The following is a 14,252-nucleotide window of genomic DNA, read 5'->3' as shown; positions in this document are numbered from 1 at the left end:
CTCTACAGGAAAAATTTTTTCTTCAAACCATTCTTCTTCTTGCTAATAGACTTAGCAGCCTTAGCAGCAGCCGCATCAGCAGCTTTTTTCTTGCGTTCGGCAATCATAGTCATATCTATAGATGCCTCATACAAACCATCCAAACGAATTTCATTGACCGGGATGTCATCCTTGGCATAATACCCCTCACGTTCAAAAAAATGTCGGATCATATAGTTAGTCTTCATCTTCGGCGGACCGCCTCGTCGAGGCATGTAATAATAGGATGCGTCATCTACAAAATCATAAACGAACGCCATCTTCTTATCCTTATGCGGGCGAACAATTCGACCGATAGACTGCACCACCATGTAAGCCGATTTAGCAGGATCAGCCATCACCAGATTATGCAGCAACTTAATATTCACACCCTGCTTCATACATCCGTATGTAGCCAGAATAATGTTTCCGGTCGAATATTCAATCGACTTACGGATATTTTCTCGTTCCAACGCAGAGATCTCACCCTTAATCACACTATAATTAAAATCCGGGTGTTTTTCCTTCAGAAAGTCATGCATCAGCTCCAAATTCTGGATACCCTTGAACAAGATTACCGTATTCTGTTCCTTGTTGATACGGCCACCTTTAATCAACATATCCATCACATCACGGCGAGAACTATTAGTGTTAACAATAGCAGCCTCATCATCATATTTCTGGGAGCAAATCATTGCACGGTTCTTGTGCGGGTAAGGTATGTACAGCGCATTCACTTGAACCGGCGTCAAAATTCCGGCAAGCACCAACTCACGCAATCGAACTATTTCTTCCTTACGGCCGAGCTGAGATTCAATGTATCCAGCATCAATCCCATCATCAGGCAGTGTACCGGATACGCCAACCTTAAAGTCATTCGCATTAACACACTTAGCTAAAATATCACGAAGCTTTACACCCCTTGTAGAATGGGCCTCGTCAACCAATACCGCAGTAAACACAGAAAAGAACTCATCAGACTTATACTGAAGAGACTGCCATGTAGAAATCGTAATGTCCTTCAGCAGCTTTTCTTCGCCGATATTCATCTTACGCAGTTCCTCCAACTCTTTCTTGGATAACTTATCCTTGGAGGTACTGTGAATCAAGGTGCAATGGCGGCCAGCGTCATCCCACCCATAATCATTGTAAAAATCTGAATACAATTGTTCTACTAAATTTGTCGACGGAACCACGATCAAAATTTTCTTATGCTCACGTTCCATCAGATATCTGGCAATAATGCACATAGACAGCGACTTACCAGCACTTGTACATGCCAATAGCGAAATTCGGCGTCCATTCAACGCACGCTCAGCCAACTTGTACTGATGCAGATACGGCTTAATCTCGAACCCCTTTTCACGGTTATGCAGCTTCAATGTGGCTGCATAGGCACGAACATCATGCTCAGTAACCAGACCCTTTGGTGGAATGTACATCTTATGGATTTCATCATCCAGCCTGATCGAACACCCTAAACGTGTCTTTAACAACTTACTAACCCTCGGAATCAATCCTATCGGCAGTAAATTGGTATGGTTATCGTAAAAATGCTCAGACGCATCGCAAAACCCTTCCTGAACCTCCCATCCATGCGCCTTCTTCGTATCATAGAACGTCATGGACGTATAAATAAAATTATTTACCTTGCGATACTCCTTGGCATCACATCCCTCTATGCTCACATACGTATCGACTTGGTCATAATACTTAAATCGAACTACCGTCATAATTCCCCCTCATGACGGGAACTTGAGGAACAACCATATCATTGAACAAGGCAACACACCCACGGCCATTATAATATTCAGCAGCCTTATCACAGCTTTCATCACTACGATCACCAAAAATAGCCGGATTATACGCCTCAGGTGTAATGAACCAGAACCTCAAGTCCGAGTCAACCGGAACAGTCGATCCCTGATCAACCATCCCAGCGGTCACATCCTTATGGTCCATTCCTGTAAGAAGATTGTAATGTTTGTGATGCTGATACTGGCACTGGGTCTGAAAGAACACATTTTCAGGCTTAACTCGCTTACCAGAATAGAACAACGCCTCCCTGATATCCCCAATCGACTTTACGTCTACCCCATCCAGCAATTCATTCATGTCATGCGTAATCTTATGGTCCAAAGCACCCAAGAAATACGGGACAGCTTCATTACACACATATTCAGGGTTATAATTCGGACGCACCAAGGTCATCATACGGAGTATTTTCCATACCCCTTCAGGATTTTCATTACTATAGACTGGCCACATATCCACTGCCATACCCGGCCTATTCCCAACCTTGTATCCATCCAACGAATGCAAGTCCATGCAGATAATGTCCAAATGTCTGGCAATCACTCCCATAGTAAACCTCTTAATCAATATACATATATAATAGTAAACTCCTTCCTTATTGTCAAACTGGAAACAATTATTTGGTTTGCTTCGCTAGACTGGATAGGATAGTCGACTATCTTCCTTTGTCCTTTGGTTTGGATTTTGGTTTATTCTTTATTACCTTTGTCTTCTGGAAACAATTATTTGGTTTTGTTTGAGGGGTGGGATGGTTGGTTGTTTGGTTGATCTTTGTCAATAGTTTGGATAGGTTGATAGATGGTTTGATGTTTTAGTTTGATATTTTGATATAGTTTTCGTTTCAATCTTTCATAAACTCTTGACAGCTTAAGTGTTGATTATTATCTTTGGGCTAACATGACTGACCCTGCTTCTACTTTTAAGTTTGTTCTTCCTGACCTGATATCTACTGATTTGCGTAAATTTTACGATTTTGAGCAGATTTCAGCAGAATTTTATGAATCCTGTGTGATTACACTGGCTATAGTGACCCATGGATTGATGGAACGACTTGATGTTATTAAGATTTCTGAAGGGGTTAGCCGATCTAAGGTTCCATTTGCTCATTGGTGTGTTAATGTTTCTGCAGTGGTGTTGAAGAATGTTATAGGTAATAACTATACCAAAGTGCTGCAGTTCCTCGAATCAGCTGGATTCATAGGTAGAAGCAATGGGTATGTTGTCAGTTCATGCGATACTAAGGGATTGTGCAAGGCTATTTGGCTAAAACCTGAATATGCTCGCTATTACAAGGATTTTGTCGAATCCCGCATTAACAAGAAGGAAGTTGATGGGTCTGCCCGTGTTATTGGCAAGATGCGTGCAGTTAAGATCAAGACACCTCGTTTGATTCGTAAATGGGGTAAGTTCTTGGGTGAAATCAAGCAAAGACACATGAACGACCCTATTGTGGCCATGTGTCATGAGGAACTGGAACATTTTACTATAGATGAGAAGGCATTTGACGATACTATTGCGTCTTTGCGACAGAAAGGAATGTCTTCCTATAAGGAAAACATCGAACGCCAGAAGAAGAAGCGATTTGATAATGCCAAGACCGATGAGAATGCATTGTATGTCAAGCATGACCAGTATGGCCGAATTCATACTAATGTCACCAGCTTGAAGCGTGAGATTCGTCTGGCGTCTATGCGTTGTGATGGATCTAGAATTGGCGAGGTTGATATTAAGTCTTCGCAGGCTGCAGGTCTATATAGTTTGCTGAATCTGTGCTATAATAAGGCTGGCCATTTTACCGCTGAATCTGATCTGGAAGCATTGACCTTTGTGAATTTGGTCCCGTTCTGGAATGACTATAACTATGATACCGTGATGTGGGATTGGTTCAATGAATTGCAGAAATATGAACATCTGCTGTCTAATGGAAGGATCTACGAGTTTTTTGCTGAAGGGATGTCCTCTGTAGCCGGCCGTGAAATTACTAGAAAGGAAGCCAAGAAGGGGTTCATGGAGTATCTGTTTGGTAAGGCATATAACCCGAACGATACCAAGGAAATGCGCAGGTTGATTCGAGAGGTTTGGAAGACTGAATTCCCTGTACTGACTAAATGTATCAACGCTATCAAGCATAACAATTACAAGGCATTGGCCCATGAACTGCAGAAGACTGAAAGCGTATTCGTGTTCAATGTAATCTGCCCGAAGATCAAGTCCGAGATTGGTTGCCATTTCTGCACTGTGCATGATTCTATCATGGTTCCAATGGAATATACTGATAAGGTTAAGGCTCTGGTTGATCGTGAACTGCATTTCCTTGGAATTCCGACGATGACCGAAATCGAATATGAAGCCTATGATCAGGCTATGGGTAATCTTACGCTGAACCGAAAGCCCACGGCTTTAGCCGTGGGATGATGCGAACCTTGCAGCTAGTTTATGAATGTATTATATTTGAGATATGAATGCTAGATGGAATCGTTCGGCAACTTGTGTATATAACATAGGATATCATGTGATATGGTGTCCAAAATATAGGCGAAAATATCTTCGTGGCTCTATAGAAACTAGGCTGAAGGAGATTTTGGTAGCGAAGGCTACTGAAATGGCGTGTACAATAGATACTATGGAAGTAATGCCAGACCACATCCACATATTCATCAAATGTCCGCCAACTAAGTCAATCGCAAATGTAGTACAGGGACTGAAAGGGTATAGTTCTAGGATATTGAGGCAAGAATTTCAATTGTTGGCTAGTATGAAATCATTATGGACTCGTTCCTATTATTGCGAAACCGTTGGACATATTAGCCAGCAAACGGTCACAAAATACATAGAAGACCAGAAATCTAAATTGTAAATGTTATAAACTTCTAGTATATGCGATTTCGTGGTGGTTATCGTATATCAAGAACGGACTTTGAGTGCCAGTTGGATGCTAACCACCACAATAAGCGTCTAACTGGCATTTCTTGTTGCCTATGGTTGAATTGAAGACATACAAGTACAAGCTGTACAATCGGGATGACTTGAAGTATCTCGACAACATACTTGTTATTGCTGGTCGGATATATAACCATTGCATTGCTCTGCACCGTAGGTACTATAGCATCTATCATAAGATGTTGAACAAGTATCAGTTGCAGAAACATCTCACGAAGTCAAAGAAACACTATCCAGAGTGGAATGAGGTTCCTTCACAAGCAATTCAAGACATCACGGACAGGATAGACCGAGCATATCGGTTGTTCTTCGCCAATCTAAAGGCTGGTAAGAAGACTAATCCACCGCATTTCCAGAAAACTGCGAAGTATAGGTCGTTCACGACCAAGCAAGCTGGATATAAGTTTCATGATTTTAATCGTGTTAAGATAGGCAAAAAAGATTTTCCCTATTGGAATAGTAGGGATTTTAATGGCAAGGTCAAGACCTTGACCGTCAAGCGTAAAAGTAATGGCTTCTACATATACATTGTCGTAGAGCAAGAAGTAGTATACGAAGAATGGACTAAATCGGGTGAAATCGTTGGTTTCGACTTCAGTCTACATGACTTCTTGGTTTCCTCTAATGGTGATGATTGTAGTATGTCAAAGCTACTGCGAAAAAACCTCAATTCTTTAAGGAACTTATCGGAGAAATACCGTAGGTCTAAAGGAAAACGAGGTTCGCTGCGTACATTGCAGAAGCTATATGAGAAGGTGGCTAATCAGCGTTTGGACATGCACTGGAAGCTGGCACGGCAAATGTGCCGTGACTACGATGTGATGGTATTCGAGACGCTAGACTTAGCTAATATGTCCAAGAAGTACAAGAAGTCGATGTATGACTTCGGGTTCAACACTTTCTTGAACATACTGGAGTATGTGGCACACAAGACTGGTAAGACCGTTATGTATGCCGATAAATACTATCCTTCTAGTCAGCTATGTAGTGAATGTGGTTATCAGAATCATCTATTAAAGGATGTATCTATTCGTGAATGGACTTGTCCCGTTTGCGGATGTCATCACGATAGAGACCTGAATGCCGCTCGAAACTTATGTAAGGTAGGGGCATCTACCTTTGGGATATGTTGCTCACCGTAGCAACTCCCAGAATCCCACGACTTTAGTCGTGGGAGTATGTCAAATACACTGAGAAGTCCATTTATCGTGAAATGGAACGTGATTATGCTATGTCAGGCGAAAACCTATCCGCTGCATTATAAACTTATGTAAAATAACCTATGGTGGTTTTATGGATAATGCATTGTTTAAGTCTTATGTCAATCGCCTAAGTGATGGCAGCGAAAAGATGGAATCTGTAGTGAACACGATTTGCGAAGCATTCGATGTCCTACATGAATCTAGCGTCGTGAATCCGGAAGACATGACTGATGAAGAAGTTGATGAGAGGTATGATATGGCCGTGGCAGAACTTGCCGCCATTGCAAATAAAAATTTACAAAATCCGTTTGCATAATTTGCAGGTCATAAGAATATTTACGGGTTGGCGTTTGCCAACCCTTTTTTTGATCTAGTTTCATAATAAACTTTTACAGATTGCCAGTGGGTTTTTATGAACGACTTTGATTTATCCGAAGATGACGAAATTTACAGTGTACAATCCTATGAATTTTCTAAGCTGGCCATGGTAAAGGTTGCTGACGGGTATAAATTGACTGAAGACCTTGAGGTTGGGTTGAATTTATCGTTTGGACATCATAATATGGTTGATACGTTCCATTTTACTATCCATAAGGGGTTTACGATAAGTGGATCGCCATTCCCTTCATTTATGGGCTTGTTATTCCCTGAATGTGGGTCTAAGGACTATAATTGTGCGTCTTTCCTGCTTGCCGGTCTTTATGCCGGATCGGGATTTAATGCGTTTGGTCGTTCACAATGCGATAAGATCTATATGGATATTATCCGTATGATTACAAAAAACCACGCAGTTAGGATTCTGCGTGATTTGATTGGTGGTGTTTTCGTGGGATGTACGTATCAATGGAATTATAATACGTACTTGACACCCTGCGAATTAGTCACTATGGCGCCGGAGGATTAGTTTCCTCGTCATCATCAAGCGGAACATCGAACATGGAGTTTGATGCATCCATTTCATAATCCGGGAACTGGCTATACGGTTTTTGTTCTTGGGTATCCATTGCGTCGTCCTCCTCACGTTGTTTAGCGACATAATCAGGCTCATCATAGGGAACTAGACCTTTTAATGGAGCGTTTTTCACATCATCGGTCATCTGGCCCGGTTCAATGTTTGCCGCCATGTCATCAAGTCCCTTTTGGATTTCAGGTGTCTTTACCTGTGATTCTATCATTCCGAGCTTGTTTAGAACTTGCTTGGATTCATCCTCAGTCATTGATGCGGTGCGATCGGCCGGGTCTGTTTGCGGTACAGGCTTATTTGGTTCAGACTGTTCCGCCTGAGCGGCTTGTTTTGCTTGTTCAGGCTTTGGCGGCTGAACGACAGTATTCTTGGCCATCTTCATGATAGTTAGCGTATTTGTACCTAGAAGTGTGAAAACCGTCTTGACATGCTTGCAATACAGATGCTTGCGCTCCGGATCTCGCTTGTCTGGCGGTGTATTTCGACTACTGTCCGATTCGCCTGTTTCCGGGGTATGACCTTCGGATAGACTGTTCGTTATATGGGTTGCATTGTACCAAGGACCGCCATATTGGAAGTCCTTACAGGTACAGAAATACTTTACATCGGCATTTCTGATGATTTGCTGCTTGTCGGACATCTTTGTCGTTCCCTGCGCAAGAGAAAACAAGGTTGTACCGGGCTTAGTTATGAGATCGATATATACCTTGTGTGGTGTGCCGTTTGGGTTCGATTCCGATGAAGCATTCCATTCGAGGACGGCGTTTCCTGATGGATCAGGGGATACCCCGACCAGATTACATGAAATGTCGTGCTTTTTGCTGTCGTCACCGGCAGCCCTTAACTGGGCTGCGGTGGCTTCTAGCATAGCATGATATCGGCTTAATTGTGATAACAGCAAATTTTTCTGCATAGATTAACCCAATGCAAACATGTTCTTCTTCCAATCATCCTTGATGAAGTAGGCGCCGAAATGGCCTCCCTTTCCACCTTGACGATGCTTTACGACGTAATAGCCACGGAGTACCGCCTTGTTGGTAATACGGAGGAAGTCACGGGGATTCTTACGTGGAATCAGCAAGTAATATGGAGGAATGTTGTTATTCTTGCCCAAGTACATCTTGAGCAGTTCTTCCTTGTTCTTGTTTTCTTCCTGCTTGATTCCGAGCGATTCCTTCATCTTAGCGATATCTTCTGCGGTCAAGTATTTTAGGTACAGGTTCTTTTCGGATTCACGGTTTGGCGATGCGATTGCTACTGTATAGAATTGGCGAAGATAGCCGAGTTCTACGTCGACAGGTCCCTTGAATGCACTGCTTACGGAACCAGATTGTGATCCACTCCAGAATGCTTCAAACATTGGGTTACTATCAAATGCTGCTTCTAGTTCATCCTGTTTCTGATACACAAATGCTTCCAGCAATGCCGTATCCGGGTTTGCACGGAATGATTCAATCAGTTCGTTCACACGGGAACCGGCAAAACTTTCAAGATATTTGCGGTTCGGGGTGCGTTCGGCGGCTTCAAGGATGATTCCCTTGTGCTGTCCTGCCGTTGCTTCTACCAATGCGGCGACGATGTTGTTGATGGATTCCATCTTGGCACGTTCGTCAATTGGACGGCAAGTGACTTTACTTGAATTTTCACCACCGATTGATTCCGGATTGTCTACACGGATCATTCGGTGAATGTATGGCTTACCCTTGCACTGAAGGATTGCCATCAAGCGCTGGTGAGCTTTTCCTTTGCCGGTTCCAAGTGCATTTGCAATAGCGGTCGGGTGATATTCCTTGATAAAGTCCTTCATGAGGTCCTTATCGAAATCTTCCCTATTCAGGTCTTTGATGGTTTCGGAATCAAGATTTAGCATAGGTAAACCAAACTGGGTTACCACTGCAGCCTGACCGTAATCTTCAGGCTGTTTGTTCCAACCCTGTGGCACAACGAAACGTCCGTGCTTTACTGTTTGGCTAGACGATTCTTCGTGAAGGTTGCCTTCATTATCCACTGAACGATTCAGTGTGATTCCGAAATGCTTTGCGATGGTCGGGATCAGCTTCTGGGCGACAAGCGCACTGTCGGTGAAATTATTGGTGGCGTTTTTCCATTCGTCATTTTCCAATACCTTGCTGTTCTGGATCTTGTCTCGTAGATCATTCATTGTGTCTACATTGCCGGCTGACATACGCTTGATTGCTTTTGATATCGCTGGGTATGTTTCATCGAACTCATTTGGTTCATAGGCTTTTTCCGGCGCCGGTTGTTCAGATGATGCCGGTGGTTCGATATTAACAGGTTCTTCCTTTTTAGCAGGTTCCTTTGTCTCTGCTACCTTAGTTTCTTCTGCAGGTTTGTCTCCAGCTGGCTTGACTGTTTCCTCGGGTATTTTGCCTTCGGTAGGCTTGGTTTCGTTAACCTTTGGCTCGACTGGGTTTTCTTCTGCAGGTGTGTCGTCAGTAGGCTTAACTAATTCCTCGGGTGTTTCTTCGGTAGGCGTGATCTCGTCAACCTTTGGTTCGGCAGCTTTTTGGTCCTGAGGGTTATTATTTGCCTTATTTAGGTCAGCGGATTTCTGCTGTATTGCGCCGTTGATTTTCTGCAATGCTGGGTTCATTGGTGCGTATGCTCCTTCTTCTGAAATGATTTTATTAAGATTTTTAAAACCTTCGATAGCGTCTTTTAGCTGTTCTTCGGTATGTACTTTTTGCGAAATTTCACCAACGATTTGATCAGCTTTTGCGTTGAACGAATCAATGAAATCCTGATCAATTTGGTCTTCAGATGATCCTTCATGTGTTTCGATTTTATTGCCGAGTTGTTCAACCATTTGTTTAAATGATTGGTCTTCTTGCTGATTTGCCTGTTCAGATTGTGCATTGCCGCCGGCAGTTTGCTTGGTTTCTGCGTCTACTGTATCATCCTGCGGATCATCTAGCCTGATGTTAGCGATGTTAGCTTGTTTACCTTCTTTAGCAACAAACTTATTATGCTTTTGTTCGATTGCTGCCTTGACTTTGTCAATAGCTTGCTGAAGATCGACATTGTCTGTTTTTTTCGCTTCAGCTTCCCACGATTGGAGTTCCAAATTACTTACGTAATTGTCTAAGTCGTCGGTATTCTTTGCATAATCAATCGCTTTGATTGTGTCTTGGACCGAATCGATAAAATCTTTCGCTGTAACGCCATCGTCATTAGTGTTATAGTCTAGCTCGTCGGCATCATTTTGGTTAAATTTGGCAACAACGTTTTGAAGTACTGTGCCAAACTTTGATTTTGTGTTGGAAGCCTTTTCGGAAGCCTTTTTAGCAAGCTTAGAAAGTGCGGCCAAAATAGTTTTTTTACTAGAATCAGATGATTGATTATTGACAATATCTTCAATTTTGGATTCTGCTTCCGGTTCATTTAGTGCGTTATTGTCAACCTCATTCTTAATGGAGATGATTTCTTGTTTGACCGCCTGTATTGATGTCTGTTTGGACGGTGTAGTGTCGGTGATTTGACGATACAATGGGGCCCATTTTTGATTATATAGCGTGGTGATTTCATTGCTAATATCGTGTGCTTCGCTATCACCGTGATTTAAGGTAGTGTATAGTGCTTTATGTATTGCTGGCGTAAACTCCATATTTAACTTTTTTGCCGTATCAAGATTTAGTTCTTTTGCTTCAGCTTTGGCAATACTGTCTTTTAGACGAGCTAGTTTTTCCTTGCCGGCGTTTATATCTTCTTGAGATACGCTGACTACGGATGATTCTGCTTCTAGAATATTACGAATGACATTTACCATATCAGTAGATTCATTCACCGCCGTGATTCGGAAACCCGGGTTAGATGCATCATCACATTCATCGATGACGATATTCAGTTTTTTCTGATCAACCGATTCCATGATAGAACGGATACTTGCATGATACTGAGGATCATAGCCTTCGATTGTAATTTCGTCGCCACAGGAACGTGTTGAACCAACAATCAGTTTCTGTAAGGTATTGTCTTTCATAATAGCCCTTAGGTAGTTTTACCTAAGTTTATAATGTTTGCCCCAATAAATACAGGTCATGATAATTAAAAAAGCACCGGAAATCCGGTGCTATTTTTTAAGTTTCTGTGTATAGTGCATTTGCTACGCTTTTGGGCATTATGAATCGGCCATCATGTCCCTTGAACTTGACTTTTACTGCCTTGCAGTTCTGTTTTGTTCTGAAGATGGAACTGAATATTGATCCCGTAGACTTATCGTATATTTCGTAGCTTATGCCATTCCCGAGCTTCGGATAAAGCAGATAGTACGGCATTTGATTACCGTTTGCTTCATACTGGTTGGCCAGCTCGTCGACAGTCATGCCCATGTATTTCTTGATGATGGACGGGTCTGCTTTTAGAATGGCGTCAACGTCGAGAAGCTTGTAGAACTGGGTTAGCATAGTCATTGTAACCTGCTGTGGTTTATTGTATTCCAGTTTTCGTGTAAACTGCTTGATCGGGGTGACCATTATCAGTGAATCCGGTGATGCTGAGTTAAGATCGTTAGTCTCTACTCTGAGCCAATTAGGCTTACAACGGTTACCCTTTCCGGCAAATTCCTTGAGAAGCTTGATTGGCTTATCGGTAAAGAAGTCAAAAATACCACCGACATGCTTGTTGGCAATATTGATGTCCTTCAGTATCGACTTTAGCTTGTTGTATGCCGATTTTTTGGCCTTGTCGTCACCGGTGAGTACGTCACGGACTGTTTCGTTACTAAAGTTGACAAATGGGAAACCCATTGATTCGATTATTGGTGCGTCCCAGATGTCAGCTGAACCCATCGTCATGCCTGCCGGTTTTGTAAAATCGGTGAATAATTTGCGTTTCGGTTTGTGCTGGCTCATTGGATTATTTATGAACTCGACCGTACTCAAATCATTGGTATTGGCTTCAGATGGCGCCATAGTTTCTTTATGTCCATTGGCAGGGTCCGCTTTATCCAGTAGGTCAAAAATTACCGGGTACATCGAACTGGTCATGTTCACCAATTTGAAATATGCATCAGCATCATGACCGGGGTGCATAAAAATATCATCTGCCATAGTTGATGCTAGGTCAGCCTGTTGTGGAGACATTGCATGTGCTTTAATCGCATCATATACAGGTTGATATGTTGTGCGTGGGTCTGGACTTGTTGTCTGGTTTGCAGGACCCGGGGCCGGGATTGATGCAGGCTGTGTACCGGTCTGAGATGCGGGTGCAGACGGAGACTGTACGGCCGGAGCTGCTGGAGCTGCCGGAGCTGCTGGAGCTGCTGGCGATGTTGGGGCTGTCGGAGCAACTGGCGCAGCCGGTGTAGCCGGTGCCGTAGGTGTTGTTGGTGCAACTGGCGCAGTAGGATTGGTTTGCTGCGGTTGAACTGCAGGCGTTACAGGCTTTACCGGTGTCTGAATTGTACCCGTAGGATTATTTTGATTAGCCAAGTTGCGAATTTCTGTTACAATGACGTTTATTTCATCCTGTGTACCTGTTATTTCTCCGGTTGTATTGCCATGCTTCCTCATGTATTCGGTAATGGCTTTGACGAAACTCGGATTTGATTTGATATCGGTGTTAAACAAATCTGCTAACTTTACAGTCTTCGTTTGTGGATTTACTGGTGGTGTTGGGTTTGCTGGCGCCAGTGGGGGCGTCGATTGTTTCAATAATTTGCCCAGCTCAGTCTGTGTCGATTTTTTAGTTAAATCATCGGTGGCATTTAGTTTTTTAACAAAGTCAATTATGCTTGCATCTGCGGTTGACAAATCGATACCAGCATTTTTGATTGCTGTTACCCATTTGTTAAATTCACTTAGTGTATTATTCGATTTCGACAAGCAAATTTTCTCGATTACTGTGCCATTTGCGCTTATATCTGCCAATGTATTGTTATCTTGCATTTGTTTGATTATTTGCTTTATGTTAGCAACCGGATATGACTCGTGCTGCGTTTTATCAGGCATATCGATAAGGAATTGTATAGCATTTGCGATATTGTCGTTAAATCCGCAGTCTTTACTGTTTGCAAGGCTTTTGATGTTGGCTGCAATTTTCTGGATGCGTTTAATAGTTTCTGCGTTCAAAATATACAACGGTAGCTGATCAACGCCAGTATATAGAACCGGCATCTGGGTAACGAATGAATCGATATTAGCTGGCCGTTCGCCGAACGCCTTGCTTAGTAAATTTGCCGTGGTTAAGTCATTGATGGAATTTTCTGTCTTGTGTTTGATAAGTGTCTGTAGATCAGATTCGGTTTTTGCATCCGAATTACTGAAAATGCTGATCATTTCGTCAATTGGAATATTGGATCCGACGATTTTCGTTGCTAAGTCCTTGGCATCTATGTTTGAAACGTATTTGCCTGAATCTGCAATAAATTGTGCAATCTGTTGAGCGTAATCGGATACAATAGCCTGTTTTGGTTTGTCTTGGCCACCACCGGCTGGGGGTTCAGTTGGCTGTTTAGGTTGCTGTGCATGATTTTCGTTGCCACTGTTTTTTATTGTAGACAGTAATGTCTGTGGCGTAATTGTCAATTGGGATAGCAGTGTACGCAATTTATTCGGGTTAGGATTTGTATTGCACAGCTCTTTTAATTCATTATCGGATAATGACGTCAATTTATTCAAGCAAGCTTGAATATGCGATTGTTGTTGTTTGGGTATTTTTTCACCCGACGGCGTAGTTGTCCATTTTTCAAATAATACATATTTTCTGGCCGCAGTATCGTCATCAGTGGAATTCTGTTTAAATGCATCCAATATTTTTGTGGCCGGCGCAGTAATACCATAATTCGACAGAATTTGCGATGATGAATCTTCTGTAGCGTCACCTGTGATTGGTTCCGGTGGGGTTAATATATTGAATCCGGACCGAGATGTTTCGTTAATTATGTCGTGAATGTTTGTCTGTACTCCAAGTAGACTATCATGAAGTATCGAATTGATATAATTCGAATAAATTTCCGCTGATCGATCAGATACGCCTCTAGACGATATAATATCGTTGATATCAAGCAACGTATCTTCGCTTAGGTTATCTGGTACAACACCGCCGCAAATATCGTTGATAAAACCGAATAGTTTAAATGCGGTTCCGTTTGTTAAAATACCCCATTTGTTAAGTTCGTTGGCGCATTCGATCAAATCATTCATATAAGTGTCGTCGTTGCTGTCGAGGTCGAAGTATGTATCTAAAATATTACCGTACTTTTCTGCAATCGTTGAGAACTGCTGCTGCGCATCTTTATTATTCGGAAATGCGGCATTTAAAATGTTTTGATTAATAACCATAAAATCCCACCG

Annotated in this window: 9 protein-coding genes; 4 read left to right on the top strand and 5 right to left on the bottom strand. The window is 42.4% G+C overall.

What is annotated here, in order from left to right:
- Window positions 1-2 precede the first annotated feature (2 nt).
- Entirely contained in the window at window positions 3-1,460 is a 1,458-nt protein-coding gene (locus tag MJZ25_03975; protein MCQ2123322.1) for a DEAD/DEAH box helicase family protein, read from the bottom strand.
- 271 nt (window positions 1,461-1,731) lie between these two features.
- The gene (locus MJZ25_03970; GenBank protein ID MCQ2123321.1) at window positions 1,732-2,382 is read right to left on the bottom strand and encodes a hypothetical protein; all 651 of its coding nucleotides are present in this window, start codon (window positions 2,380-2,382) and stop codon (window positions 1,732-1,734) included.
- Window positions 2,383-2,730: 348 nt separating this feature from the next.
- On the opposite strand from MJZ25_03970, the gene MJZ25_03965 reads away from it, so the two are divergent.
- The 4 genes from MJZ25_03965 (at window position 2,731) to MJZ25_03950 (ending at window position 6,879) form a co-directional block, all read left to right on the top strand.
- Window positions 2,731-4,248 (top strand): hypothetical protein, encoded by a 1,518-nt coding sequence (locus tag MJZ25_03965; GenBank protein MCQ2123320.1) that lies wholly within the window; start codon window positions 2,731-2,733, stop codon window positions 4,246-4,248.
- Window positions 4,249-4,811: 563 nt separating this feature from the next.
- Complete coding sequence (locus MJZ25_03960; GenBank protein MCQ2123319.1) at window positions 4,812-5,915, top strand: transposase; 1,104 nt, start codon at window positions 4,812-4,814, stop codon at window positions 5,913-5,915.
- 151 nt (window positions 5,916-6,066) lie between these two features.
- Window positions 6,067-6,291 carry a hypothetical protein gene (locus tag MJZ25_03955; GenBank protein MCQ2123318.1) on the top strand — a complete coding sequence of 75 codons (225 nt, stop codon included), beginning with the start codon at window positions 6,067-6,069 and terminating at the stop codon, window positions 6,289-6,291.
- Between the two features lie 96 nt (window positions 6,292-6,387).
- Window positions 6,388-6,879, top strand: coding sequence for a hypothetical protein (locus tag MJZ25_03950; GenBank protein ID MCQ2123317.1), 492 nt, complete (start codon window positions 6,388-6,390; stop codon window positions 6,877-6,879).
- Here the strand turns inward: MJZ25_03950 and MJZ25_03945 are convergent.
- From MJZ25_03945 to MJZ25_03935, 3 genes are all read right to left on the bottom strand, one after another.
- On the bottom strand, window positions 6,860-7,852 hold the full coding sequence (locus tag MJZ25_03945) for a hypothetical protein (protein ID MCQ2123316.1): 993 nt from the start codon (window positions 7,850-7,852) through the stop codon (window positions 6,860-6,862). The two genes, MJZ25_03950 and MJZ25_03945, sit on opposite strands and share 20 nt — an antisense overlap.
- Before the next feature lie 3 nt (window positions 7,853-7,855).
- A complete protein-coding gene (locus MJZ25_03940) occupies window positions 7,856-10,939 on the bottom strand; it encodes a hypothetical protein (protein ID MCQ2123315.1) in 3,084 nt (1,027 codons plus the stop codon).
- A 97-nt stretch (window positions 10,940-11,036) separates the two neighbouring features.
- Window positions 11,037-14,240, bottom strand: coding sequence for a hypothetical protein (locus MJZ25_03935; protein ID MCQ2123314.1), 3,204 nt, complete (start codon window positions 14,238-14,240; stop codon window positions 11,037-11,039).
- Window positions 14,241-14,252: the final 12 nt, after the last annotated feature.

Source organism: Fibrobacter sp. (genome assembly GCA_024399065.1).
Taxonomy (GTDB): domain Bacteria; phylum Fibrobacterota; class Fibrobacteria; order Fibrobacterales; family Fibrobacteraceae; genus Fibrobacter.
The sequence above is the reverse complement of the archived record's forward strand: the minus strand, read 5'-3'. Positions and strand labels throughout refer to the sequence as shown.